Origin of the sequence: Azotobacter salinestris (assembly GCF_009363155.1) — a bacterium.
In the GTDB taxonomy this organism is placed as follows: Bacteria; Pseudomonadota; Gammaproteobacteria; order Pseudomonadales; family Pseudomonadaceae; genus Azotobacter; species Azotobacter salinestris.
On record NZ_CP045302.1, the window covers coordinates 3,455,305 to 3,480,537 of the forward strand.

General features: G+C 68.5%; 25 protein-coding genes and 1 pseudogene. 12 read left to right on the top strand and 14 right to left on the bottom strand.

Annotation, left to right across the window (positions count from 1 at the left end; genetic code table 11):
- The first annotated feature begins 80 nt into the window (after nt 1–80).
- The 11 genes from GCU53_RS16130 (at nt 81) to GCU53_RS16180 (ending at nt 7,774) form a co-directional block, all read left to right on the top strand.
- The gene (locus GCU53_RS16130) at nt 81–740 is read left to right on the top strand and encodes a riboflavin synthase (protein WP_152388499.1); all 660 of its coding nucleotides are present in this window, start codon (nt 81–83) and stop codon (nt 738–740) included.
- Between the two features lie 15 nt (nt 741–755).
- On the top strand, nt 756–1,835 hold the full coding sequence (gene ribBA, locus GCU53_RS16135; RefSeq protein ID WP_152388500.1) for a bifunctional 3,4-dihydroxy-2-butanone-4-phosphate synthase/GTP cyclohydrolase II: 1,080 nt from the start codon (nt 756–758) through the stop codon (nt 1,833–1,835).
- 132 nt (nt 1,836–1,967) lie between these two features.
- Nucleotides 1,968–2,444: a 6,7-dimethyl-8-ribityllumazine synthase gene (gene ribH, locus GCU53_RS16140; protein ID WP_152388501.1), complete on the top strand. Its 477-nt coding sequence runs from the start codon at nt 1,968–1,970 to the stop codon at nt 2,442–2,444.
- A complete protein-coding gene (nusB, locus tag GCU53_RS16145; protein ID WP_152388502.1) occupies nt 2,441–2,929 on the top strand; it encodes a transcription antitermination factor NusB in 489 nt (162 codons plus the stop codon). The genes ribH and nusB overlap by 4 nt, the downstream gene beginning before the upstream one ends.
- A 10-nt stretch (nt 2,930–2,939) precedes the next feature.
- Nucleotides 2,940–3,905, top strand: coding sequence for a thiamine-phosphate kinase (thiL, locus tag GCU53_RS16150; protein ID WP_152388503.1), 966 nt, complete (start codon nt 2,940–2,942; stop codon nt 3,903–3,905).
- Nucleotides 3,906–3,909: 4 nt separating this feature from the next.
- A complete protein-coding gene (locus GCU53_RS16155) occupies nt 3,910–4,389 on the top strand; it encodes a phosphatidylglycerophosphatase A family protein (RefSeq protein WP_152389928.1) in 480 nt (159 codons plus the stop codon).
- Nucleotides 4,386–5,135 (top strand): substrate-binding periplasmic protein, encoded by a 750-nt coding sequence (locus GCU53_RS16160; RefSeq protein ID WP_152388504.1) that lies wholly within the window; start codon nt 4,386–4,388, stop codon nt 5,133–5,135. The genes GCU53_RS16155 and GCU53_RS16160 overlap by 4 nt, the downstream gene beginning before the upstream one ends.
- Before the next feature lie 18 nt (nt 5,136–5,153).
- On the top strand, nt 5,154–5,813 hold the full coding sequence (locus GCU53_RS16165) for a retropepsin-like aspartic protease family protein (protein ID WP_152388505.1): 660 nt from the start codon (nt 5,154–5,156) through the stop codon (nt 5,811–5,813).
- A 98-nt stretch (nt 5,814–5,911) separates the two neighbouring features.
- On the top strand, nt 5,912–6,538 hold the full coding sequence (gene ribA / locus GCU53_RS16170; RefSeq protein WP_152388506.1) for a GTP cyclohydrolase II: 627 nt from the start codon (nt 5,912–5,914) through the stop codon (nt 6,536–6,538).
- 1 nt (nt 6,539) lies between these two features.
- Nucleotides 6,540–6,980, top strand: a complete 441-nt coding sequence (locus GCU53_RS16175) for an MFS transporter (protein ID WP_152388507.1) — start codon at nt 6,540–6,542, stop codon at nt 6,978–6,980.
- The gene (locus GCU53_RS16180; RefSeq protein WP_152388508.1) at nt 6,980–7,774 is read left to right on the top strand and encodes a cobalamin-binding protein; all 795 of its coding nucleotides are present in this window, start codon (nt 6,980–6,982) and stop codon (nt 7,772–7,774) included. Before GCU53_RS16175 ends, GCU53_RS16180 begins: the two co-directional genes overlap by 1 nt.
- Here GCU53_RS16180 and GCU53_RS16185 read toward each other — a convergent pair.
- Complete coding sequence (locus GCU53_RS16185; RefSeq protein WP_152388509.1) at nt 7,771–8,169, bottom strand: Rho termination factor N-terminal domain-containing protein; 399 nt, start codon at nt 8,167–8,169, stop codon at nt 7,771–7,773. The two genes, GCU53_RS16180 and GCU53_RS16185, sit on opposite strands and share 4 nt — an antisense overlap.
- A gap of 141 nt (nt 8,170–8,310) precedes the next feature.
- Between GCU53_RS16185 and GCU53_RS16190 the strand changes: the two are divergent.
- Nucleotides 8,311–9,196: pseudogene (locus GCU53_RS16190) on the top strand (esterase/lipase family protein).
- Here GCU53_RS16190 and GCU53_RS16195 read toward each other — a convergent pair.
- The 13 genes from GCU53_RS16195 to GCU53_RS16260 form a co-directional block, all read right to left on the bottom strand.
- Nucleotides 9,197–9,595 (bottom strand): DUF6152 family protein, encoded by a 399-nt coding sequence (locus GCU53_RS16195; protein WP_244306805.1) that lies wholly within the window; start codon nt 9,593–9,595, stop codon nt 9,197–9,199.
- Between the two features lie 125 nt (nt 9,596–9,720).
- Nucleotides 9,721–10,986 (bottom strand): Hsp70 family protein, encoded by a 1,266-nt coding sequence (locus tag GCU53_RS16200; RefSeq protein WP_152388510.1) that lies wholly within the window; start codon nt 10,984–10,986, stop codon nt 9,721–9,723.
- Nucleotides 10,987–11,049: 63 nt separating this feature from the next.
- Nucleotides 11,050–13,851 (bottom strand): hybrid sensor histidine kinase/response regulator, encoded by a 2,802-nt coding sequence (locus GCU53_RS16205; RefSeq protein WP_152388511.1) that lies wholly within the window; start codon nt 13,849–13,851, stop codon nt 11,050–11,052.
- 130 nt (nt 13,852–13,981) lie between these two features.
- Nucleotides 13,982–15,262, bottom strand: coding sequence for a phosphoribosylamine--glycine ligase (gene purD, locus GCU53_RS16210; protein ID WP_152388512.1), 1,281 nt, complete (start codon nt 15,260–15,262; stop codon nt 13,982–13,984).
- 213 nt (nt 15,263–15,475) lie between these two features.
- The gene (gene purH / locus GCU53_RS16215) at nt 15,476–17,083 is read right to left on the bottom strand and encodes a bifunctional phosphoribosylaminoimidazolecarboxamide formyltransferase/IMP cyclohydrolase (RefSeq protein ID WP_152388513.1); all 1,608 of its coding nucleotides are present in this window, start codon (nt 17,081–17,083) and stop codon (nt 15,476–15,478) included.
- A gap of 72 nt (nt 17,084–17,155) precedes the next feature.
- Nucleotides 17,156–17,476, bottom strand: a complete 321-nt coding sequence (gene fis, locus GCU53_RS16220) for a DNA-binding transcriptional regulator Fis (RefSeq protein WP_152388514.1) — start codon at nt 17,474–17,476, stop codon at nt 17,156–17,158.
- Nucleotides 17,473–18,471 carry a tRNA dihydrouridine synthase DusB gene (gene dusB, locus GCU53_RS16225; protein ID WP_152388515.1) on the bottom strand — a complete coding sequence of 333 codons (999 nt, stop codon included), beginning with the start codon at nt 18,469–18,471 and terminating at the stop codon, nt 17,473–17,475. Before dusB ends, fis begins: the two co-directional genes overlap by 4 nt.
- A gap of 175 nt (nt 18,472–18,646) precedes the next feature.
- The gene (locus GCU53_RS16235) at nt 18,647–19,798 is read right to left on the bottom strand and encodes a DUF3426 domain-containing protein (protein ID WP_152388516.1); all 1,152 of its coding nucleotides are present in this window, start codon (nt 19,796–19,798) and stop codon (nt 18,647–18,649) included.
- A 76-nt stretch (nt 19,799–19,874) separates the two neighbouring features.
- Nucleotides 19,875–20,753 (bottom strand): 50S ribosomal protein L11 methyltransferase, encoded by an 879-nt coding sequence (gene prmA, locus GCU53_RS16240; protein ID WP_152388517.1) that lies wholly within the window; start codon nt 20,751–20,753, stop codon nt 19,875–19,877.
- Nucleotides 20,754–20,979: 226 nt separating this feature from the next.
- Nucleotides 20,980–22,329, bottom strand: coding sequence for an acetyl-CoA carboxylase biotin carboxylase subunit (gene accC, locus GCU53_RS16245; protein WP_152388518.1), 1,350 nt, complete (start codon nt 22,327–22,329; stop codon nt 20,980–20,982).
- A gap of 17 nt (nt 22,330–22,346) precedes the next feature.
- Complete coding sequence (accB, locus tag GCU53_RS16250; RefSeq protein WP_152388519.1) at nt 22,347–22,811, bottom strand: acetyl-CoA carboxylase biotin carboxyl carrier protein; 465 nt, start codon at nt 22,809–22,811, stop codon at nt 22,347–22,349.
- Between the two features lie 22 nt (nt 22,812–22,833).
- Nucleotides 22,834–23,277, bottom strand: a complete 444-nt coding sequence (gene aroQ / locus GCU53_RS16255; RefSeq protein WP_152388520.1) for a type II 3-dehydroquinate dehydratase — start codon at nt 23,275–23,277, stop codon at nt 22,834–22,836.
- A gap of 165 nt (nt 23,278–23,442) precedes the next feature.
- Complete coding sequence (locus GCU53_RS16260) at nt 23,443–25,221, bottom strand: protein-disulfide reductase DsbD (protein WP_152388521.1); 1,779 nt, start codon at nt 25,219–25,221, stop codon at nt 23,443–23,445.
- Between the last annotated feature and the right edge of the window lie 12 nt (nt 25,222–25,233).

Sequence of the window (25,233 nt, forward strand, 5' to 3'; positions counted from 1 at the left end):
TCGATCTGCATGCCCTGTTTTTTCGAAACAGGAGATCGTTCCATGCACCATTTTTCGCAGCGTTGCGCCAGGGGGACAGCATGTTCACCGGCATAATCGAGGCCATCGGCACCGTCCGCGCACTCACCCCCAAGGGCGGCGACGTGCGCGTCTACGTCCACACCGGCAAGCTGGACCTGTCTGACGTCAAGCTCGGCGACAGCATCGCCGTGAACGGCATCTGCCTGACCGCGGTGGAGCTGCCCGGCGACGGCTTCTGGGCCGACGTCAGCCGCGAGACCCTGGCACGCACCGCCTTCATCGATCTCAAGGCCGGCAGCCGGGTCAACCTGGAGAAGGCCCTGACCCCGACCAGCCGCCTCGGCGGCCATCTGGTCAGCGGGCACGTCGACGGGGTCGGCGAGGTCATCTCCCGCGAAGACAATGCCCGCGCCGTGCAGTTCCGCATCCGTGCACCGCGCGAGCTGGCCCGCTACATCGCCCTCAAGGGCTCGATCACCGTCGACGGTACCAGCCTGACGGTCAACGCGGTCAACGGCGCCGAATTCGAGCTGACCATCGTGCCCCATACCCTGGGCGAAACCATCATGGCCGACTACCAGCCGGGCCGGCAGGTGAATCTGGAGGTGGACCTCCTGGCACGCTACCTGGAGCGCCTGATGCTCGGCGACAAGGCCGCCGAGCCCAGCGCCTCCGGCCTCACCGCAAGCTTTCTGGCCGAGCACGGCTACCTGAAGTAATCGAGGAGTGGCCTGATGGCTCTCAACAGCATTGACGAACTGATCGAAGACATCCGCCAGGGCAAGATGGTCATCCTCATGGATGACGAGGATCGCGAGAACGAGGGTGATCTGATCATGGCCGCCGAATGCGTGCAGGCCGAGCATATCAACTTCATGGCCAAGCACGCCCGCGGGCTGATCTGCATGCCGATGACCCGCGAGCGCTGCGAGACCCTCAAGCTGCCGCTGATGGCGCCGCGCAACGGCTCCGGCTTCGGCACCAAGTTCACCGTCTCCATCGAGGCGGCCGAAGGCGTCACCACCGGCATTTCCGCCGCCGACCGGGCACGCACCGTGCAGGTCGCCGCGGCGAAGGGCGCCAGGGCCGACGACATCGTCAGCCCCGGACACATCTTCCCGCTGATGGCCCAGCCGGGCGGCGTGCTGGCCCGCGCCGGCCACACCGAGGCGGCCTGCGACCTGGCGCGGATGGCCGGCTTCGAGCCTTCCGGGGTGATCTGCGAGATCATGAACGACGACGGCAGCATGGCGCGCCGTCCCGAACTGGAAATCTTCGCCGAGCAGCACGGCATCAAGATCGGCACCATCGCCGACCTGATCCACTACCGGCTGATCCATGAGCGCACCATCGAGCGCATCGCCGAGCAGGAGCTGGACAGCGAGCTGGGCCGCTTCCACCTGGTGACCTACCGCGACGCGGTGGAGGGCGACGTGCACATGGCGCTGATCATGGGCGAGATCCGCGCCGACGAGCCTGCCCTGGTGCGGGTGCACAACATGGACCCGCTGCGCGACCTGCTGATGGTCCGCCAGCCGGGGCGTTGGAGCCTGCGCGCGGCGATGGCCGAGGTGGCCCGGGCCGGCAGCGGCGTGGTGCTGCTGCTCGGCCATCCGCTGGACGCCAACGAGGTGCTGACCCTGCTGCGCGAGGGGACGCCCAAGTCGCCGAGCACCTACAGCACCGTCGGCGCCGGCTCGCAGATCCTGCGCGACCTCGGCGTGCGCAAGATGCGCCTGATGAGCGCGCCGATGAAGTTCAACGCGATATCCGGGTTCGACCTGGAGGTTGTAGAATACCTGCCCGCCGAATGATCCCCACCGGAGCCGCCCGCCTTTCCCATGCCCTTGCCGGCAGGGGGCGGGCGGTTCCGTCTGGACGGTCGGGACCGACTGATTGCGGAGCCGCCTGTGGCGCTCCGGTTCTTTAACGAGACGAGATTCGCCATGACCCTGAAGACCATCGAAGGTACCTTTACCGCCGCCAAGGGCCGCTATGCCCTGGTGGTCGGCCGCTTCAACAGCTTCGTCGTGGAAAGCCTGGTGCAGGGCGCCATCGATACCCTGGTGCGCCATGGCGTCGACCAGAGCGAGCTGACCATCATTCGCGTGCCCGGCGCCTTCGAGATCCCGCTGGTGGCGCAGAAGGTCGCCCAGCGCGGCGAGTTCGACGCCATCATCGCCCTCGGCGCGGTGATCCGCGGAGGTACCCCGCATTTCGAGTACGTCGCCGGCGAGTGCACCAAGGGCCTGGCCCAGGTGTCCCTGCAGTTCGGCGTGCCGGTCGCCTTCGGCGTCCTTACCGTCGACTCCATCGAGCAGGCCATCGAGCGCTCCGGCACCAAGGCCGGCAACAAGGGCGCCGAAGCGGCCCTGTCCGCCCTGGAAATGGTCAGCCTGATGGCGGCCCTGGAGGCCAAGTGAGCGCGAATCGCGACGACGGCCAGAGCGGGCAGGGCGCCAAGCCGGCCAAGGGCAAGATAGCCGCGCGCCGACAGGCGCGCGTCCTGGCCATGCAGGCGCTCTACCAGTGGCACGTGGCGGGGCAGCCGCTCAACGAGATCGAGGCGCAGTTTCGCGTCGACAACGATTTCAGCACGGTCGACGGTGCCTACTTCCACGAGATCCTGCACGGCGTGCCGCGTCAGAAGACCGAGATCGACGAGGCCTTCGCGCCGCTGCTCGATCGTCCGCTGGCGGAGGTCGACCCGGTGGAGCTGGCCATCCTGCGGCTCTCCACCTACGAGCTGAGCAACCGTCTCGACGTACCCTACCGGGTGGTGATCAACGAAGGCATCGAGTTGGCCAAGGTGTTCGGCGCCACCGACGGGCACAAGTTCGTCAACGGCGTGCTGGACAAGTTGGCACCGCGCCTGCGCGCGGCCGAAGTCCGCGGCGGCAAGCGCTGAGCGGGCGCCGATGGGCGAGTTCGAGCTGATCCGCCGCTACTTCGCCGCCGCCGCCTGTGCGCAGGCGACGCCCGGCGTGGCCCTCGGCATCGGCGACGACTGCGCCCTGCTGGAGGTTCCCGCCGGCGAACAGTTGGCGATCTCCACCGATACCATGGTCGCCGGGGTGCATTTCCCCGATCCCTGCGATCCCTTCCTGCTCGGCCAGCGTGCGCTGGCCGCAGCTGCCAGCGATCTGGCGGCGATGGGCGCCACGCCCCTCGGCTTCACCCTCGCCCTGACCCTGCCGGCGGCCGATCTGGGGTGGCTGGCTTCCTTCGCCCGCGGTCTGGACTACAAGGCGCGCGAATGCGGTCTGGCGCTGATCGGCGGCGACACCACCCGCGGCTCCCTGTGCATCACCCTGACGGTGTTCGGCCGGGTGCCGGCCGGCCTGGCACTGCGCCGGGACGGTGCGCGGCCCGGCGACCTGCTCTGCGTCGGCGGTCCGCTCGGCGATGCCGCCGGCGCGCTGGAATTGGTGCTCGACCGGCGCCAGGCTCCCGTCGAGATCGCCAGTCCCCTGCTCGCGCGCTACTGGTCGCCGCGGCCGCAGCTATCCCTGGGGCTGGCGCTGCGCGGTCGGGCGAGCGCGGCGCTGGACATCTCCGATGGCCTGCTCGCCGACTGCGGGCACATTGCCGCGGCGTCCGGCGTGGCAATGTGCATCGAGCGCCGCCGCGTGCCGCTGTCGATGCCATTGCGCAGCCTGCTCGGCGAGGCGGTGGCGCTGGCCTGCGCCCTCGGCGGCGGCGACGACTACGTGCTGGCCTTCGCCCTGCCGCCGCGTTTCCTCGCCGCCCTGCAGGCCGACTGGCCGCTGCAGGTGATCGGCCGGGTCGAGGCCGGCTCGGGCGTACGCCTGCTGGACGACACCGGCCGCGAGGTCGAGCCGCCGGCCGGAGGTTATCAACATTTTGGGAGTCCGCGTGACTGAATCCGTGCGCGTGCCGCCGTCGGTGTGGCGCAATCCCTGGCACTTCCTGGCCTTCGGCTTCGGCTCCGGGACACTGCCGAAGGCCCCCGGTACCTGGGGCTCGCTGGTCGCGCTGCCATTCGTGCCGCTCTGGCAGACGCTGCCGGACTGGGGCTACTGGCTGCTGCTCGGGCTGACCATGCTGTTCGGCTTCTGGCTGTGCGGCAAGGTCGCCGCGGACCTCAGGGTGCATGATCACGAGGGTATCGTCTGGGACGAGATGGTCGGCATGTGGATCACCCTCTGGCTGGTGCCGGAAGGCTGGCAGTGGCTGCTGCTGGGCTTTGCGATGTTCCGGGTGATGGACATCCTCAAGCCCTGGCCGATCCACTGGATCGACCGCCACGTGCACGGCGGCGTCGGCATCATGCTGGACGACGTGCTGGCCGGGGTTTTCGCCTGGTTGGCGATGCAACTGCTCGTCTGGGGGCTGGCCTGGTTATGAGGCTGGCCTGGCTGAAGCTGGTGTTGTGCTGCTGCCTGCTGAGCGTCACCTCTGCACGGGCGGAGGAGGCGTCGTTGGCCGGGGTAGGGCAGAGCGAGGAAATCCTGCTGGTCGGCGTCGAGCGCAAGGGGCATACCGGCGCCGATGCCAGCGGCCTGGTCTGGGAAGTTTTGCGCCTGGTCTTCGAACCGGCCGGATTGCGGGTGCGCACCAGTACCGTGCCCTATACCAGGGCGGTCGGCCTGGTCGCCCGCGGCGACGCCGACGCCTGGGTCGGCGCCTATCCAGAGGAAACCACGGGGGCGCTGTTTCCCAGGTGGCACTATGCTGCCGAGGTGATCGGCGCGCTTGGCCTGGCCGAGGCGCCGGCACCACGCCTGCAGGATCTGGGCAAGTTCCGCCTGGCCTGGATGCGCGGCTATGCCTTCGACAAGTACCTGCCGCAGCTGCGCCGCTACCAGGAGATCCAGCGTTACAACGGCGCACTGGCGATGCTCCGGCTCGGCCATGCCGATTACCTGATCGCCGCCCGGGCCGAACTCGAGGGCGTGCTCACCTGGGCAGAGACGCCCGACGCCTACCGCATCACCGACCTGACCCTGCTGCCCCTGTACCCTGGCTTCGCCGATACGCCGCGCGGGCGCGAACTGGCCACGCTGTACGACCGGCGCATGGCCGAGCTGGTGCGCTCCGGCGAACTGCGGCCGATCTTCGCCCGCTGGCAACAGCCTTATCCATTCGATTGAAGCTTTCCGGAGGCAGGGATGCTGAGTTTTCGCTGGTTCACCGCCGTGCTGCCGCTGGCTTTGGCCCTGGCCGCCGGCCTGGCGGCTGCAGCCGAGGTCCGGGTGGTGGGGCTGTTTCCCGGTGCCGCGGTGATCAACCTGGAAGGCCGTCGCCAGATTCTCAGGATCGGCCAGGAGGGGCCCGGCGGCGTACGGCTGCTGGAAGCCGACAGCCGCGGCGCACTGTTGCAGGTGGATGGCGTGGCACGCCGCTACGAGCTGACCCGTGACTATGGCGCGGGTGAGGGTTTCGCGCCGCCGGGCAGGGCCTCCCTCGGCATCGCCCGTGGCGAGGGCGGCCACTACTGGGTCGCCGGCTCCATCGGCGGGCAGCCGGTGCAGTTCCTGGTGGACACCGGGGCGACCACGGTGGCGCTCAGCGAGAGCCAGGCCCGGCGCCTGGGCATCGACTATCGCAGAGGCGGGCGGCCAGTACGGGTGAGCACCGCCAACGGCATCGCCCAGGGCTGGCAGGTCAAGCTGGAGCGGGTCAAGGTCGGTGCCCTGGAAGTGCTCGGCGTCGAGTCGGTGGTCCTGCAGGGCGACTCGCCGGGCACCGCCCTGCTCGGCATGAGTTTCCTGAACCGCGTGCGCTGGCGGGAAGAGCAGGGGATGCTGATGCTGGAGTCGAAGCTGTAGCGACGGCGCTTCCGGTCGGTCATCGGCAATTCCGGCTGCGCCGCCGGGCGGCGTGGCTGTTACAATGACCGCTTGCCGCATCTTTCAGGAGTCTTCCGGTGTCCGTCGTCTTCGTCGCCGCATCCAAGCTGCCCACGCCGTTCGGCGTCTTCACCATGCATGGCTTTCTCGACGAAGCCACCGGCAAGGAGCATGTGGCTCTCACCCTGGGCAGGGTGGACGACGGCGCACCTGTGCTCGGCCGCCTGCATTCCGAGTGCCTGACCGGCGATGCGCTGTTCAGCCTGCGCTGCGACTGCGGCTTTCAGCTGGAAGCGGCGCTGCGCGCCATCGCCGCCGAGGGCCGCGGCGTGCTGCTCTACCTGCGTCAGGAAGGACGCGGCATCGGCCTGCTGAACAAGATCCGCGCCTACAAGCTGCAGGATGCCGGGGCCGATACCGTCGAGGCCAACGAGCGCCTGGGCTTTCGCGCCGACCAGCGCGACTACGGGATCTGCAAGCCGATGCTCGAGCACCTGGGCATCGCCGCGATCAAGCTGATGACCAACAACCCCCGCAAGGTCAAGGCGCTGGAGGGGGCTGGCATCCAGGTGACCGAGCGGGTGCCACTGCAGACCGGGCTCAATCCGCACAACCAGAAATACCTGGCCACCAAGGCCGGCAAGCTCGGCCATCTGCTCGGCAGCCTGCATCAGGGCGAGGTGGAGACTCCGGCCGAGAGCTGAGATGGAGCACGCCGCGCCGCCCGATGCCCGCCGCCGCTGGCGTGTACGCCTGTCGCTGAGCTGGTGGCTCCAGCCGGGGTTGTACCTGCTGCCGGCACTGTTGCTCGGCGTATCGCGCGGATCGTTCGGCACTCCGCCGGTACAGCTGGGCCTGCCCCTGTTCGGCCTTGGCCTGCTCTCGCTGTTCGTCAGCCTGGCGCTGTTCCGCACCTACAAGCATGCCCTGATCGCGACCGGAAACGCCCTCGGCAGTGCCGCCGAGCCGGATGCCTGGACGCGCCTGGCGGCCTGCCGGCGGCGCGCGCTGCTCGCGGCCGGGCTGCCGGCCTGGATCGGCGCACTGGGGTTGTGGTTCGGCCTGGAGGGCATCGCGGTACTGCTGCTGTGCGCTGCCAGCCTGACCCTGTGGCTGCTCTACCGCCTGCCCCGGCAGCTGGCCTGATGCGCCTCTGGCCTGTCTTGCTGCTGTGTCTCGCCCTGCCTCTGGCGGCGGCCGAGCGGGTGGTCAGCCTGGCGCCGTCGCTCACCGAATTGATGCTGGAGCTGGATGCCGGCGACCGTCTGGTCGGTGTGCTCGACGGCGGCGAGCGGCCGGCGGCAGTGGCCGGGCTGCCATCGCTGGGGCGCTGGGGACGGCTGGAAATGGAAACCCTGCTCGCCCTGCGTCCGGACCTGATCCTGCTCTGGCCGGACAGCATCGGCGCGGCTCAGCGCGAACAGTTGCGCAGTTTCGGCATTCCCCTGTTCGAGGCGCAGCCCCGACGCCTGGAGGACATCGCCGTGCAGCTCGAGGCACTCGGCGCCCAGGTCGGGCGTGCCGAGCGGGGACGTGAGCTGGCCGCGCAACTGCGTGGGCAGCTCGACGAGCTGCGTCGCCAGTATCGCCGCGAGGTGCCGCTGCGGGTCTTCTATCAGGTCTGGGACCGGCCACTGTACAGCATCGGCGGACCGCAGATCATCGGCGATGCCCTGCAGGTCTGCGGCGCGGTGAACGTCTTCGCCGACCTCGACCTGCCCGCCCCGCAGCTTTCCCTGGAGGCGGTGCTGGCACGCGATCCCGAGGTGATCCTGGTCAGTCAGCCCGAGCAGCGCGACGCCTGGCAGGCCTGGCCGCAGCTGGAGGCGGTGCAGCGTGGGCAAATCTGGGCCGTACCCGATCGCGGCCTCGAACGGCCCAGCCTGCAGATGCTGGAGGCCACCCGCCAGCTGTGCGAGCTGCTGCGTCGGGCCCGTTAGCTGAGCGCGGCGATCAGCTCGTCCTTGCGCATCCGCGAGCGGCCCCGTATGCCCTGTTCGGCGGCGCGCTCGAGCAGGTCGGCGCGGGTCATGGCGCTCAGCGAGGTGCTGCCCGACTGCTCGCGGGCACTGGCGGAGCCGCGGTTGGGCGACTGTCCGCGGCGGCTCGCCGCGGCGCGCCGTGCCGAGTCCTTGCGGTCGGCGCGCTTGGCGGTTTCGCTCTTGCGCCGCCCGGAGCCGCTCTTCTCGCCGCCGCCGGATTGCTTGTTGACGGTGGCCCAGGCGCGGGCTTCCGCCTCCTCTTCGGGAACGCCGCGGGCCTCGTAGCTTTCCTCGATATGTGCGGCCTTGCGCTTCTGCTTGTCGGTGTAGCTGGACTTGTCACCTTGGGGCATGACGGCTCTCCTGTGACGATGGATTACAGATGTTTCGACTGGCTCGTGGCGAAAGGTTTCCTTGCTCGCCAAGGACGATCGGCAATCGGTAATCGGGATAGTCTTGATGGACTGGCAGGTCGGTGACTGGGAGGAAAGCCCATGGGGACAGGCTGCAGGACCCGCTACCCCATCGTGCTGGTGCATGGTCTGCTCGGCTTCGTGTGCCTGCCCGGCCATTCCTACTGGAACGGCATCGATATGGCATTGTGCTAGCGTGGCGCGGAGGTCTATCCGGTACGGCTTTCCGGCGTGCACGACAACGAGGCGCTGGGCGCGCCCAGTGGCTCGAGCGCATCGTCGCGATCCGCACCGCCAGTGGCGCGCGTCGGGTCAATCTGCTCGGCCACAGCCAGGGCGGCTTGAGCGCCCGCTATGCGGCAGCGCTGCGTCCGGATTGGGTGGCTTCGGTGACACCGTGGCCACGCCCAATCAAGGCTCCGAGGTGGCCGATCGGCTGCGCGACCTCTTGCCGCCCAGCGGCCGTCGCGAGCGTCTGCTGGTGCGCGGCTTCGAAGGTCTGGCACGATTGATGGAGCGGCTGGAGTGTGCCGAGCGGGGACTCTGCCGGCCCCTCGACGGAGCGGCCTCGCTGCTGGCGCTGACCTGCGAAGGCATGGCCGGCTTCAATGCCCGCTACCCACAGGGGCTGCTCGGGCGCTGGGGCGGAGAGGGCGCCGGAGAGGTCGACGGGGTGCGCTACTATTCTTGGAGCGGCATCCTGCAGACCCGCATCGATGCCGCGCCGGGCCTCGACCCCGGGCATGTCCTGTGCCACCAGTTGGCCCGCTGCTTCGCCCGCGAGGCCGGGCAGAACGACGGTCTGGCGGGACGTTTCAGCTCGCATCTGGGCATGGTGATCCGCTCCGACTATCCCTTCGACCACCTGGATGTCATCAACCGCTGCCGGGGACGCCGAGTGGGCGCGGTCAGGCCGCTCGGCGTGTTCTTCGAACACCTGGTGCGACTGGCCGAGGCCGGGCTCTAGCTAGCGCAGCTCCAGCGTGCGTCCGTCGAGGATGAGCCGCTCGGCACGCATCTCGGCGCTGCCATCCTTGCGCGGGTAACCGACCAGGATCACCGGCCTTCCCGGGCGCAGATCGTTCCTGATCACGCCGCGCGACAACAGGCGCGAGGAGGAGCCCAGAACCACGTTCCATTCCGCGCCCCGGTAATCGACCCGCACCTCGGTCTGGGGACGGCGATACAGCACCTGTTTCAGGGGGGCCTCGATGGTCAATCTCTGCCCGGTGTCGTAGGCGTCCCACCCCTGGCTCGCCAATCCCAGGGAGGCGCCGAACAGCAAGGAGGCAAGGAGCAGCAGCGCAAGGAGGAGGACCAGCAGGAGGCGGTTGTTGTGCATGATGGGCACCCTGGTTCGAAGCATCGGTGACCCCAAAACCATAGGCCAGAATCCTGCGGCCGGTATCCGGCTCGACCGGACGTGCAGGCCTGCAGTCGACGGGGCGGGTCCGGGCGAAACCTGGAGACCGCTCCGCCGCCCGGCTCCTTTCAGCTGTAGCGCCGGCGTGCCTCGATGGCCAGGCCGCTGCCGATGCTGCCGAAGCGGTCGCCCTCGACCAGCCGGGCGTTCGGCAGCAGCGCGGAGACACACCGGCGCAGCGCCGGCACGCCGCTGGAGCCGCCGGTGAAAAACAGCGTGTCGATCCGCTCCCGGTCGACTCCGGCACCGGCCAGCAGATTCTCCAGGCTGGCGCGCACGCGCTCCAGCAGCGGCTCGATGGCCCGCTCGAGGAGTGTCCGGTCGAGGTCGGCGGCCAGTTCCGCCTCGATGCGTGCCAGGTCGATGCGGTGCCGTTCGCTGTCGCCGAGGGCAATCTTGGCGTCCTCCACCTGCATCGCCAGCCAGTGCCCGGCGCGCTGTTCGATCAGGCGGAACAGGCGGTCGATGCCGGTGGGATCGAGGATGTCGTAGCGCATGCTCGCCAGGGCCCGCTGCGAGGCCTGGGCGTAGACGGCATTGATGGTGTGCCAGGTGGCCAGGTTGAGGTGAACGCCGGTCGGCATCGGCGCGTCGCTCTTCATCCGGCTGCCGTAGCCGAACAGCGGCATCACCCCCTGCAGGTTGAGCTGCCTGTCGAAGTCGGTGCCGCCGATGTGCACGCCGCCGGTGGCGAGGATGTCGTCCTGCCGTTCGGCCAGAGCACGGCGTTCGGGGGCCAGGCGCACCAGGGAGAAGTCCGAGGTGCCGCCGCCGATGTCGACGATCAACACCAGTTCCTCCTGCACGATGACCGACTCGTAGTCGAAGGCCGCGGCGATGGGCTCGTACTGGAAGGACACCTCCTTCAGGCCGAGGCCCTTCGCCACCTCGATCAGGGTGTCCGCGGCTTCCCGGTCGGCCTGCGGGTCCTCGTCGACGAAGAACACCGGGCGGCCGAGCACCGCCTCCTCGAAGGGCCGTCCGGCCTCCGCCTCGGCGCGCCGCTTCAGTTCGCCGAGAAACAGCTTGAGGATCTCCTTGAACGGCAGCGCACTGCCGAGCACCGTGGTCTCGCTCTTCAGCAGCCTGGAGCCCAGCAGGCTCTTCAGCGAGCGCATCAGGCGCCCCTCGTAGCCCTCCAGGTATTCGTGCAGGGCGTGCCGCCCGAATACCGGGCGGCGCTCTTCGAAGTTGAAGAACAGTACCGAGGGCAGGGTGGTCCGGCCGTCCTCCAGAGGAATCAGCGTCTCCCTGCCGGGACGCTGCCAGCCGACGGTGGAGTTGGAGGTGCCGAAGTCGATGCCGCAGGCGCGGGCGGGCAGGGCGGTGGTCATGGCGCGGGCTCGGGCGAAAAAGGGGCGCGCATTCTAGCAGGCCGCCCGGCCGGCGGGCGCCGCTCAGGGATGAAGCGCGTGGCGGTACGCTTCTTCCTTGTGCTCGACCCAGTGTTCGATCAGGGCGCGCAGTTGCGAAAGCTCCACCGGCTTGGCCAGGTGGCCGTCCATGCCGACTCGCAGGGCATGCTCGCGGTGCTCGCTGAGGATATGCGCGGTGAGAGCGACGATCGGCGTGTGCGGGCGAAGCTCGCGGGCCTCCCAGGCACGCAGCTGCTCGGTGGCGGCGAAGCCGTCGAGGACCGGCATTTCGCAGTCCATGAGCACCAGGTCGTACTGCTTGGCCTTCATCGCCTGCAGGGCTTCCTCGCCGTTGCTGGCAGTGTCCGGTTGCAGGTTGAGCTTGCGCAGCATGCCGCGGATGACCTTGGTGGAGATGCTGTTGTCCTCGGCGACCAGAATGCGGAAGTCGCTCGGCACTTCCAGGGGAGCGTTCTCCTCCAGGCCGGTGGCCGGCGGGCGGGCCTCGCGGCGCTTGCCGAGCTCCTCGGCGAGGGTGGTCTTCAGCGTGTAGCCGGCCACCGGCTTGGCCAGGTTGCAGGTGATGCCGGCGTTGCGCGCATAGATCCGTCCCGGTGCATCGCTGAGGCCGGTCAGCATGATCAGCAGGATGTCGTGATTCAGGCCGGGGTCTTCCTTGATCCGCTGTGCCAGCTGCAGGCCGCTCATGCCGGGCATGTTCTGGTCGAGCAGCGCCGCGTCGAAGTATTCGCCCAGATGGGCCTTGGTGCGCAGCAGGGCCAGGGCCTCCTTGCCGGAGGACACCGCACTGACCTTCATGCCCCAGGCGCTGCACTGCTGCAGCAGGACCTTGCGGCAGGTGTCGTTGTCATCCACCACCAGCAGGCGGGCATCCTGCAGCGGGCTGTCCAGGTCGACGACCGGATGCTCCAGGCGGGCCGGGTCGAGGGGCAGCGACAGCCACAGTGTGGTGCCGCGACTCGGACCGGCATCGATGCCGCAGACGCCGTGCATCAGGGTGACCAGCTGGCGGGCGATGATCAGGTTGAGGCTGCCGTCGATCTGTGCGGCGGAGAGCAGGTCGCTGCTCTGCACGCGGCTGTTCAGCAGCGCTTCGCGCCTGGGCTCCGGCATCGGTTCTCCGCTGTCCTGCACGGCGATGAGCAGGCGCGGCTGGGGGCCGTCGGTGTCCAGCGATACCTTGAGCAGGATCTCGCCTTCGTCGGTCTGCCGGAAGGCGTTCTCGATCAGGGTCAGCAGGATCTGGCGCAGCCGCGTCGGGTCGCCGCTGATCACCCGCGGCACCTGCGGCTGGATGAAGCTGATCAGCTCGACGCGGCGCCTTTCCGCCTTGGCGCGGAAGATGCCCAGGCAGTCCTCGATCAGGCCGTTGAGGTCGAACTGCACGTCGTCCAGCTCGATCTGGCCGGACTCCAGGCGAGAAATGTCGAGGATGTCGTTGATCAGGCTGAGCAGCTCGTTGCCCGAGCTGTTGATCGTCTGCACATAGTCGTACTGCTTGGCGGTCAGCGGCGTGCCGAGCAGCAGTTCGGTCATGCCCAGGACGCCGTTCATCGGGGTGCGGATCTCATGGCTGAGCTTGGCCAGGAACTCGCTCTTGGCACGCAGCTCCGCGCTGCTTGCCGCCTCGCTGGTGCGCCAGGCGGCGCGGTCCTGCTCGATCTTGCGTTGCCGTTCGGCCAGGGCGAAGCCGAGCACCAGGCCGCTGGCGGCACTGAAGGCGAAGAGCGCGAAGACCTGCCAGCAGGGGCCGAACTGGCCGAAGTCCAGCAGCATCGACAGATAGGCGCTGAAACCCAGGTGGAACAGCAGCATCCCGACCAGTACCAGGCGCGCCGGGCGATAGCCGCGCAGCCAGTGATAGAACGTGCAGCCGGTTGCGGTCAGGCTGGCGACCAGGATCAGCCCGCTGCGCAGCCCGTCGTGGGGCGAGGGGCCGTCGAGCACGGCGGCCAGCGCCAGCACGGCGATCTCGCCGCGCAGCAGCCAGTCGAGCAGGCGCGGGCGCTCCACCTGGTCGAAGAAGCTGCTGGTGAACTGCAGGAGGAAGAGGAAGCTGAGCAGGGCGGCGATGTCCGCCACCGGGATCTGGTAATGCCCGAGTTGCGGCAGCCAGGAGCCGAGCAGGCCGAAGTGCGCGATGGCGCTGATCAGGAGCGCGCCCTGCATGGCCGCCAGCCAGAGGTTGCAGAGCGCCTTGTTGTAGCCGAAGCGGATCAGGTTGTAGAGCATCCCCAGGACCAGGGCGCTGAGCAGGGCGCCCAGGGCGTAGGCCAGCTTGTCCTTGTCCTGCAGCCCGGCCGTATCGATGTAGTCGAACCAGGCCGGCGCGGCTTGCCGCGGTGCCAGCCGAAGCCAGACCTCACGTGCTGTCTGATCCGTCGGCAGGGCGAACAGGTAGGCCTGCCCGGACGTGGAAAGGCCGTCCGGGAGCGTGGCTCCGGTTTCGATCCTGCGCTCCGGCACGCCCCGATTGGTCAGGAAGAAGTCGACCCGATCCACGCGTGGGGCGAGCACCCAGATCCAGCGCGGGGTGTCGTGGCCGGCGATGGGGAGGTGCAGCCAGGCGGCCTGATCGGCCGGCAGGCTGAGGGAGTGGTGGTTGAGCGGGGCGAAGTGGTCGCGACGCTCGATGACATCCTTCAGCGTCAGGCTGGCTGATTCGTCGAGAAGAATGCGCCAGTCGCCGTTCGGCGTACCGTAACCGAGCGGGCCGGGCTGTCCGTCCGGGTGCAGCAGGCTGCCTGCCAGGGTCGGCAGGGCCGCGAGTACGACCAGCAGCAGACTGACAATGAGCGTTGTGGCATTCCAAAGCCGGCGCACGACGAAGTCCCTTCCTGAGTGAGTGGCTAAATTATAACCAATGGCCTGAAGATAAGGTAATGGGCAAAAGGCTACCATCCGATAGCCTTTTCGAGCGATCTGCTGTTTTCCCGACGATTATCGCAGGCTTTCAGCCTTCCCGGGCGATGGCGCGGTAGCCGATGTCCTTGCGGTAGAAGCAGCCGTTCCAGCGAATCTTCTCCGCCAGACGGTAGGCCTGCTGCTGGGCTTCGGACACGCTCGCGCCGATGGCGGTGGCGCACAGCACGCGGCCGCCGGCAGTGACGATCCGGCCGTCCTGCAACGCGGTGCCGGCGTGGAACACCTTGCCGTCCAGCATGGCGGCCTCGTCCAGGCCCTCGATCGTCTCGCCCTTGGCATAGTCGCCGGGGTAGCCACCGGCAGCCAGCACCACGCCCACGGTCGGACGCGGATCCCAGGTTGCCTCGACCTTGTCCAGCGCCCTGGCCTGCGCGGCCTCGACCAGCAGCACCAGCGAGGACTGCAGACGCAGCATCACCGGCTGGGTTTCCGGATCGCCGAAGCGGCAGTTGAATTCGATGACCTTGGGCGTGCCCGACTTGTCGATCATCAGGCCGGCATACAGGAAGCCGGTGTAGACGTTGCCCTCGGCGGCCATGCCGCGCACGGTCGGATAGATGATCTCGTCCATCACCCGCTGATGCACCGCCGGGGTGACCACCGGGGCCGGGGAGTAGGCGCCCATGCCACCGGTGTTGGGGCCGGTGTCGCCGTCGCCGACGCGCTTGTGGTCCTGGCTGGTGGCCATCGGCAGCACGTGCTCGCCGTCGACCATGACGATGAAGGAGGCCTCCTCGCCGTCGAGGAACTCCTCGATCACCACGCGCGCGCCGGCGTCGCCGAAGGCGTTGCCGGAGAGCATGTCGCGCACCGCGGCCTCGGCTTCCTCGAGGGTCATGGCGACGATCACGCCCTTGCCGGCGGCCAGGCCGTCGGCCTTGATCACGATCGGGGCGCCCTTCTCGCGCAGATAGGCCAGTGCGGGCTCGACCTCGGTGAAGTTCCGGTAGGCGGCGGTGGGGATGTCGTGACGGGCCAGGAAGTCCTTGGTGAAGGCCTTGGAGCCTTCCAGCTGGGCGGCGCCGGCGGTCGGGCCGAAGATGGCGAGATTGCGCGAGCGGAACAGGTCGACCACGCCCTTTACCAGCGGGGCCTCGGGACCGACGATGGTCAGCTGCACATTCTTTTCGGCGAAGTCGGCCAGTTGCTCGAGGGCCAGCACGTCGATGGCCACGTTCTCGCACTTGGCTTCCCGGGCGGTACCGGCATTGCCCGGAGCGACGAAGACCTTCTCGACGCGCGCATCCTGCGCCACTTTCCAGGCCAGGGCGTGCTCGCGGCCGCCGCTGCCGATGATCAGTACGTTCATTGCGTTCTCCTTGGGGAGTCGGGCCTGTGGCCCGATTGGTGGACAGCTGCGGCTGTCCACCCTACGAAAAAAGGCGCCTCGGCACGAGGTCGCAATGGAGCCGGTAGTAGATGCAAGGCGCCCCGGGTTTCGACAAGCGCAGTTGCCTGATGGCAATGAGCATTGGCGGAATCCGGGGCAACGCCGCAGATGCCGGCTACAGTGCGGCCGGAATCAATGCCTGAAGTGGCGCATGCCGGTGAACACCATGGCGATGCCCGCTTCGTCGGCCGCGGCGATCACTTCGGCGTCGCGCATCGAGCCGCCCGGCTGGATCACCGCGGTGATGCCGGCCTGGGCCGCGTTGTCGATGCCGTCGCGGAAGGGGAAGAAGGCGTCCGAGGCCATCACCGCGCCCGGCACCGGCAGGCCGGCGTGCTCGGCCTTGATCGCGGCGATGCGCGCGGAGTTGACGCGGCTCATCTGGCCGGCGCCGACGCCGACGGTCTGGCGGTTCCTGGCGTAGACGATGGCGTTGGACTTGACGAACTTGGTCACCTTCCAGGCGAAGATCAGGTCGTGGAGCTCCCGCTCGGTGGGCGCGCGCTGAGTGACGACCTTGAGGTCGGCCTCGGTGATCATGCCGATGTCGCGGCTCTGCACCAGCAGGCCGCCGTTGACGCGCTTGAAGTCCAGGCCGGCACTCCGCTCGGCTGGCCACTGGCCGCACTCGAGCAGGCGCACGTTGGCCTTGGCGGCCACCGCCTCACGCGCTTCGGCGCTGACGCTGGGGGCGATGATCACCTCGACGAACTGGCGCTCGACGATGGCCCTGGCCGTGTCGCCGTCCAGTTCGCGGTTGAAGGCGATGATGCCGCCGAAGGCGGATTCGCTGTCGGTGGCGTAGGCCAGGTCGTAGGCCTTGCGGATGCCGCCCTCGTCCTCCGGCACCACGGCGACGCCGCAGGGGTTGGCGTGCTTGACGATCACGCAGGCCGGTTTGACGAAGCTCTTCACGCATTCCAGCGCGGCATCGGTGTCGGCCACGTTGTTGTAGGACAGCTCCTTGCCCTGCAGCTGGCGTGCGGTGGCGACGGAAGCCTCAGCCGGGTTGGCCTCGACGTAGAATGCCGCCTGCTGGTGCGGATTCTCGCCGTAGCGCATGTCCTGGGCCTTGATGAACTGGCTGTTGAAGGTGCGCGGGAACTCGGCGCGGCCTGCGGTGGACAGGGTCTCTGCCTGCTGGTCGATGGTGCCCAGGTAGTTGGCGATCATGCCGTCGTAGGCGGCGGTGTGTTCGAAGGCCTTGAGGGCCAGGTCGAAGCGCTGGGCGTAGGTGAGGCCGCCGTTCTTCAGGCCCTCGACCACGCCGGTGTAGTCGGAGGCGTTGACCACGATGGCGACGTCCTTGTGGTTCTTCGCCGCCGAGCGGACCATGGTCGGCCCGCCGATGTCGATGTTCTCGATGGCCTCGGGCAGGGTGCAGCCGGGTTTGGCCACGGTGGCGGCGAAGGGGTAGAGGTTGACCGCGACCAGATCGATCGGCTGGATGCCGTGCTCGGCCATGACCGCACCGTCGAGATCGCGGCGGCCGAGGATGCCGCCGTGGATCTTCGGATGCAGGGTCTTCACCCGACCGTCCATCATTTCCGGGAAGCCGGTGTAGTCGGCCACTTCCACGGCGTTGACGCCGTTGTCGCGCAGCAGCTTGAAGGTGCCGCCGGTGGAGAGGATCTCGACGCCGAGGGCGGCGAGCTCGCGGGCGAAGTCGACGACGCCGGTCTTGTCGGACACGCTGATCAGCGCGCGGCGGACGGGAAGGCGGGTAGTCTGGTCGGTCATCTCGGGTTCCATCAGGGCAGGATTGAATGGAAACGGGAGCAGCCGGGCCGCTCCCGTTTCAGACAGATAGGGTTACAGCAGGTCGTACTGCTTGAGCTTCTTGCGCAGGGTGCCGCGATTCAGGCCGAGCAGTTCGGAGGCCTTGGTCTGGTTGCCCTTGACGTACTGCATCACGGTTTCCAGCAGGGGGGCCTCCACTTCGGAGAGCACCAGGTTGTAGACATCCGTGACGGCAGCACCCTCGAGATGGGCGAAGTAGTTGCGCAGCGCCTTCTCCACGCTGTCGCGCAGCGTCTGGCCCGCCTCGCTCGGCGTGTTCAGGTGCTGTTTCAGATTGGCGTTGTCGCTCACGGGTGTCGTTCCACTCTCTAAGGTCTCGGTCATCGTCGTCATGCGGCCACCCCTTCTCCATCTTCATGACGTTCGGCAAAGAATCGTCGAACGTGGGCGCTCTGCGCGTCCGTGGTATCCAAGCGGTTGAACTGGGCTCGAAACTCCTGCGCGCCGGGCAGGGTCGCCAGGTACCAGCCGACGTGCTTGCGGGCGATGCGCACGCCCTGCTCCTCCCCGTAGAAACGGTGCAGCGCAGCCAGGTGCTCGAGCAGGATGGGCTCCACCTCGGCTGCCGTCACGGCCGGCAGGTGCTCGCCGGTTCGCAGGTAGTGTTCGATCTCGCGGAAGATCCATGGTCGCCCCTGGGCCGCGCGGCCGATCAGCAGGCCGTCGGCACCGGTGGCCTCGAGCACCCGACGGGCCTTCTCCGGCGAGTCGATGTCGCCATTGGCGAACACGGGAATGGACACTGCCCGCTTGATGGCGGCGATGGTTTCGTATTCGGCCTCGCCCCGGTACTGGTCGGCGCGGGTCCGTCCGTGCACGGCGAGGGCGGCGATACCGGCCTGCTCGGCGAGCCGGGCGACGTTGACGCCGTTGCGATTGGCCTGGTCCCAGCCGGTGCGGATCTTCAGGGTCACCGGCACCTCGACGGCGGCCACCACCGCCTGGAGGATTTCGGCGACCAGGGCTTCGTCCTTCATCAGCGCCGAGCCGGCGGCCTTGTTGCAGACCTTCTTCGCCGGGCAGCCCATGTTGATGTCGATGATCTGCGCGCCCAGCTCGACGTTGCGCCGAGCCGCCTCGGCGAGCATCTGCGGGTCGCCGCCGGCGATCTGCACCGAGCGCGGCTCCGGCTCGTCGCCGTGTGGCAGGCGCAGGCGGGACTTGCGGCTGTTCCACAGGCGAACGTCGCTGGTGAGCATTTCCGAGACCGTCATGCCGGCGCCGAGCCGGCGGCACAGCGCACGAAACGGTCGATCGGTGACGCCGGCCATGGGCGCCAGGATCAATCGGTTGGGCAAAGTGTAGGGGCCGATACGTACCGCCGACATAGGTCTTCCCTGCTGGAGACTGGTTTCAGGTCGAACGGGGACCGCAAAAAAAGGGTGGGCATGATACCTGCTCTCCATGAATGGATAAAGGCTATCCTGCACAAAATATGAGCAGCAGACAGGCAGGCAACCGCAGCCGGAGGGCAGCCAGGCGGCTGCCCTCCAGGCAGCAGCGTCACTCCGGAGAGTGAAAGCTTAGGCTGTAATTCACCGCCTGTGTGCCGGGGTCGAGAATCTCCAGCGAGATGTGGATCGGCGTCTGTGGCGGCATTTCCTGCTGCCCGGCCAGTTCGCCGCTCAGGTATTCGCCGGGCTTGAAGCGCCGGGTGGCGACGGTCTGGCCGTTGATGTCGGCGAAGCGCAGCTGGAGCAGGGGGAAGGGCTGGGCGAAGGTGGCGCGGTTGTAGAGGATCGCGTCGACCACCAGGGCGCCGGCGAATTCGGGGTGATCGCGCACCACCAGGTTGCTGCTCTTGATCTGGCCGATGTCGACCAGCGGCGGCAGGCTGCAGCCGAGGACAGGGCACAGCCGCTCGAACCAGGGCCGGTAGCTGTCCTGGCGGACCAGCTCGTCATAGTGGAACCAGACGTACTGTCCGGCCAGGACACCGATTGCCAGCAGGTTGAGGGCGATCCAGCCGAGGCGGCGGCCCCAGGGTTGGCGCGGTTTCCGCCAGTCGAGGCGGAGGGGTTCGTCGGCCAGCTCGAGCAGTCCTTCCTCGGGGCGCTCCGGCGTGTTGCGCGGTGGTGGACTGGTGGGGGCGGGCTGGTGCGGCTCCGCCCGGGATTCGGGCGGCGGCGAGCGGCGCGGCTCGTCCTGCGCGACGTGCGGTTTCAGGGTCAGAGGCGGCTCGGGGCGTTCGCCCTGGCCGCTCGGCGTGACGAGCAGACGGCTGGCGGGCGGCAGCTGCGGTTCGACGGGTCCCGGACGGGGGCAGGCGGCGGGGCGTGGTGTCGGGGGCGGCGCGTCGGCGCTCTGCAGGCGCGCCATCAGCTGGCGCTCCTGGCTTTCCAGCTTGGCCAGCTCCTCGTCCAGGTCAAGGGTGTCCAGGTCCAGATCGCCCAGGTCGAGTTCGTCGTAGTCCCAGTGGGAGGGGGGCGCCGGCGGATGATCGTCGGCCGGCGGCGCTGCCGGAGGCGCGGCGGCCGGTGCCGCGGCGATCGTGGCCTGGGGCGGGGCCGGTCGCTCGATCAGGTGCTTGGCGGCGTTGAATACCTGCAGGCAGGAGCCGCAGCGCACCGCACCGCGGGCGGCATCGAGCTGCGCGCGGTTGATGCGGAAGCGGGTCTGGCAGTGCGGGCACTGGGTGGCGAAGGTATCTGTCATGCGGCGAGCCGGCAGTCGGCGGTCTGGACTGAACGGGGCGCTAGTCTAGCGCAGCCGTAGGCCCGGGGGCAGGGCGTCAGCGACGCACGCCGCTGATGCGTACCCAGCCGTCCTTCTCCGCGCTGGGATCGAGGGCGAAGGCGCCCTGGTAGGCCGCGCGCACCTCCTCGGCCTGCTCGGCGAGGATGCCGGACAGCGCCAGGCGGCCGCCCGGCTTGATCTGCGAGGTGATGGTCGGCGCCAACTGCACCAGCGGACCGGCGAGGAGGTTGGCCACCACCACGTCGGCCGGCTGCTGCGGCAGGTCGGCCGGCAGATAGAGTGGAAAGCGTGCCGGATCGATGCCGTTGCGCGTGGCGTTGTCGCGCGAGGCCTCCAGCGCCTGCGGATCGATGTCGGTGCCGACTGCCCGCTCGGCGCCGAGCAGCAGCGCGGCGATGGCGAGGATGCCCGAGCCGCAGCCGAAGTCCAGCACGCTGCAGCCGGCGAGATCCTGGTCGTCCAGCCATTCCAGGCACAGCGCGGTGGTCGGGTGGGTGCCGGTGCCGAAGGCCAGGCCCGGGTCGAGCAGCAGATTGACCGCTTCGGGCTCCGGCGCCTGGTGCCAGCTCGGCACGATCCACAGGCGGCGGCCGAAGCGCATCGGCTGGAAGTTGTCCATCCAGCTGCGCTCCCAGTCCTGATCCTCGATGCGCTCGATCTGGTGCTCGGGCAGCTCGCCGCCGCGCAGCAGGCGCAGATGGGCGAGCAGGGCGTCTGCGTCGGTATCGGCCTCGAACAGCGCCAGCAGGTGGGTGTGCGACCAGAGCGGGGTGGTGCCGAGATCCGGCTCGAAGATCGGCTGGTCCTCGGCGTCCATGAAGGTCACCGAGACCGCGCCCAGCTCGAGCAGCTGATCCTCCAGTGCGCCGGCCTGGTCGGGGGTGATGGCGAGACGGATTTGCAGCCAGGACATGGGGAGGCCTCTTCGGGAATGGGCGGAAAGGCGCGCAAGCTTACTGGAGGGGCGGAGGCTCTGCCAGCATGCGCCTCTGGTAGGGAAGGAAACGGCCGCAGGCCTTTCCCACCGGAAGAGGTGGAAGATCCCTGCGCGAGTTTTCCGCCCTGCGATAATAATCGATGCAGCGGAAACGACAGGGGTCGCCCGAAGGCGACCCTGTCATGCGGCGCTGGCGCGTGGCTCAGTGCTTGTCCAGACCCAGTTTCTTTTCCAGGTAGTGGATGTTCACGCCGCCCTGGCAGAAGCCGGGATCGCGGGTGAGCTCGCGGTGCAGGGGCACGTTGGTCTTGATGCCGTCGACGACGATCTCGTCCAGGGCGTTGCGCATGCGCGCCATGGCCTCGTCGCGATCCTTGCCGTAGGCAATCAGCTTGCCGATCAGCGAGTCGTAGTTCGGCGGTACCGCATAGCCGCTGTAGAGGTGCGAGTCGACGCGGATGCCGTTGCCGCCCGGGGCGTGGAAGTGATTGACCTTGCCCGGGCTGGGCATGAAGGTCGCCGGGTCTTCGGCGTTGATCCGGCACTCCAGCGCATGGCCGCGGATCACCACGTCCTCCTGGCGGATCGACAGCGGCTCGCCGCCGGCGATGAGCAGCATCTCCTTGACGATGTCGACGCCGGTGACCATCTCGGTGACCGGGTGCTCCACCTGCACGCGGGTGTTCATCTCGATGAAGTAGAAGCGGCCGTCCTCGTAGAGGAACTCGAAGGTGCCGGCGCCGCGGTAGCCGATCTCGATGCAGGCGCGCACGCAGCGGTCCAGCACTTCGGCGCGGGCCTGCGGATCGATGCCCGGCGCGGGAGCCTCTTCCAGGACCTTCTGGTGGCGGCGCTGCAGCGAGCAGTCGCGGTCGCCCAGGTGGATGGCGTTGCCCTTGCCGTCGGACAACACCTGCACTTCCACATGGCGGGGGTTCTCCAGGAACTTCTCGAGGTAGACCATGCCGTTGCCGAAGGCCGCCTCGGCCTCGGTGCGGGTCAGTCGCGCCGACTTGATCAGGTCCTCTTCCCTGCGCACTACGCGCATGCCACGTCCGCCACCGCCGCCGGCGGCCTTGATGATCACCGGATAGCCGACCTCGCGGGCGATCGCCAGGGCGGTTTCCTCATCTTCCGGCAGCGGACCGTCGGAGCCGGGCACGGTGGGCACGCCGGCCCGCTTCATGGCGTCCTTGGCCGAGACCTTGTCGCCCATCAGGCGGATCACCTCGGCGGTCGGGCCGATGAAGGCGAAGCCGGATTTCTCCACCTGCTCGGCGAAGTCGGCATTCTCGGCGAGAAAGCCGTAGCCCGGGTGGATCCCGGTCGCGCCGGTAACTTCGGCGGCGGCGATGATGGCCGGGATGTGCAGATAGGATTTGGCCGCCGGGGCCGGGCCGATGCACACGCTCTCGTCGGCGAGGCCCAGGTGCATCAGTTCGCGGTCCGCCGTCGAGTACACAGCCACCGTCTTGATGCCCAGCTCCTTGCAGGCGCGCAGGATGCGCAGGGCGATCTCGCCACGGTTGGCGATCAGGACTTTTTCCAACATCGCAGGATCTCCGCGGTTCAGACGATGGTGAACAGCGGCTGGTCATACTCCACCGGCTGGCCGTTTTCCACCAGGATGGCTTCGATGACGCCGCCGACTTCAGCCTCGATGTGGTTCATCATCTTCATGGCTTCGACAATGCACAGGATATCGCCCTTCTTCACGCTCTGGCCGACCTGGACGAAGGAGGGAGCGCTCGGCGACGGCGAGCGGTAGAAGGTGCCGACCATCGGCGAGCGGACCACATGGCCGCTCAGCTTGGGCGCGGCCGGTGCAGCGGCTTCGGCCGGTGCGGCAGCCGGGGCGGCGATGGCCGGCGCAGGCATGGCGGCCATTGCCGGTGCGGCGGCATAGATCGTCTGGGGAGCGTTTTTGGAGTGGCGGCTGATGCGAACCGATTCTTCGCCTTCGCGAATCTCCAGCTCGTCGATACCGGACTCTTCCAGCAGTTCGATCAGTTTCTTGACTTTGCGGATATCCATTCGAAATAACTCCGGTTGCGAATCAGGGACGTTCAAGTTGTTCGAGGGCGGCTTCCAGGGCCAGCCGGTAGCCGCTGGCGCCCAGACCGCAGATCACCCCTACGGCGATGTCGGAAAAGTAGGAGTGATGGCGGAAGGGCTCGCGTTTGTGCACGTTGGACAAGTGCACTTCGGTGAATGGGATGCTCACCGCCAGCAGCGCGTCACGTAGGGCGACACTTGTATGGGTGAAAGCCGCCGGATTGAAGATGATGTGGTCCACGCCTTCCTGACGGGCGGCATGGATGCGCTCGATCAGCACATGCTCGGCATTGCTCTGCAGGTGGAGCAGGCGATGGCCGGCCTCGCTGGCGCGGCGCTCCAGGTCCTGGTTGATCTGCGCGAGGGTGGTGGCGCCATATACGCCGGGCTCGCGGGTGCCCAAAAGATTGAGGTTGGGGCCGTGCAGCACCAGTAGGGTGGCCATGTCGGTTGTTGTCCTTGCGTACTGAGTAAGGGGCACGGCAACGAGCCGGCCCATCCCGCAGGCTGCGGGCTGGCTGGGGCTCCGTTCCGTCGAGACCTTCAGCCGGGCATTTTAACCGGAATTTCCTGCATATTACCTGCGATTCCTCGCAGATGTCTTGCAAGATCAGTGTTGGGATTGACTTTCCCGCAGGCGTTGCGCAAAAGCGGCGGCGTCGATCTCACCGACCACCCGCAGCGCCTCGTGCTCGGTGCCGTCGGCAGCGAAGAACTGGATGGCCGGCGGGCCGAACAGCCGGTAGCGATCCAGCAGCGCGCGCTGTGCCGGGGTGCCGGCGGTGATATCGAAGCGGATCAGCCGGTAGCCGCCGAGCTGCGCGGCGACCTGCGGGGCGGCAAACACCTCGCGCTCGATCACCTTGCAGCTGATGCACCAGTCAGCATACCAGTCGAGCAACAGCGGCTGGGCGGCATTCTTCGCTTCGGCCAGGACGGCGTCCAGTGCCTCCGGCGTGCTGAGGGTCTGCCAGGCGCCGGCGGCCCGGGCCGCGGGTGCGGCGGACAGGGATGTGCCGCCCAGCGGGCGCAGTGGGTCGGACTCGCCGCGCAGCGCGCCGGTCCAACTGGCCAGGGCGTAGACCAGCAGGACCAGCCCGGCCAGCTGGCCAAGCTTCTGCCGGTGGCTCTTCGCGGTAAGTTCCAGCGCGCCGAGAAACAGCGCCACCCCGCCTGCCAGCAGCCCCCACAGGGCCAGCGCCAGCGGGCCAGGCAGCACCCGCTCGAGCAGCCACACGGCGACCGCCAGCAGCAGCACGCCGAAGGCGTTGCGCACCATGAGCATCCATGGGCCGCTCTTGGGCAGCAGGGCGCCGCCGCCGGTGGCGAACAACACCAGCGGCGCGCCCATGCCGAGCCCCAGGGCAAAGAGCTTCAGACCGCCGCCCAGGGCATCGCCGCTCGAGCTGATGTACAAGAGCGCGCCGGCCAGCGGAGCGGAGACGCAGGGCGAGACCAAAAGGCTGGACAGCACGCCGAGGACGGCGGCGCCCCACAGCGAGCCACCGCGCGTGTTGCCGGCCAGGCGCTCCAGCGGCGCGGCGAGCGCCTGCGGCAGGCGCAGCTCGAAGACTCCGAACATGGCCAGGGCGAAGAGGCCGAAGAAGGCGGCGAAGGGCACCAGCACCCAGGACGATTGCAGGCGCGCCTGCAGGTTCAGCTCGGCGCCGAACAGTCCCATCAGCGCGCCGAGCACGGCGAAGCAGGCGGCCATCGGCAGCACGTAGGCCAGCGACAGGGCGAAGCCGCGCGCGCCGCCGATCTCCCCGCGCAGCACCACGCCGGAGAGGATCGGCAGCATCGGCAGCACGCACGGGGTGAAGGTCAGGCCGAGGCCGGCGAGGAAGAACAGGGCCAGCTCCCGCCAGCTCCAGCCCGGCGCGCCGGCGGGCAGGGCGGCCCCGGCTGTGGGGGCTGCGGCGGGAGCGCCAGCGGCGCCGATCTGCAGCCGCTCGGTCTCCGGCGGATAGCAGAGGCCCTTGTCGGCACAGCCCTGGTAGCCGACCTGCAGAGTGAAGGGGCGCCCGTCAGGGTTGTCCAGCGGCAGCTCGACGTCGAGCACGCCGTAATAAACCTCCGTCTCCCCGAAGTACTCGTCGGTCTTGCGCACGCCGTCCGGCAGGCGCGACTCGCCCAGTGCGACCCCGGTCGTCTCGCTGCGGAACTGCAGGCGCTGGCGGTACAGGTAGTAGCCCTCGGCGGCGACGAAGCGCAGCGTCACCGCCTGCGGCGTGCTGTCCACCAGGCTCAGGCGGAAGGCCTCGCGGACCGGCAGGAAGTCGCCGCGGTTGTCCAGGCCGCCCAGTGTGGAGCTGGGCCGGCTGTCGAACAGGCCGGCGGCGGCGGGCAGGGCGAGCAGCAGCAGGAGCAGGGGCAGCAGGCGGCGCATGGCGTTCTCGCA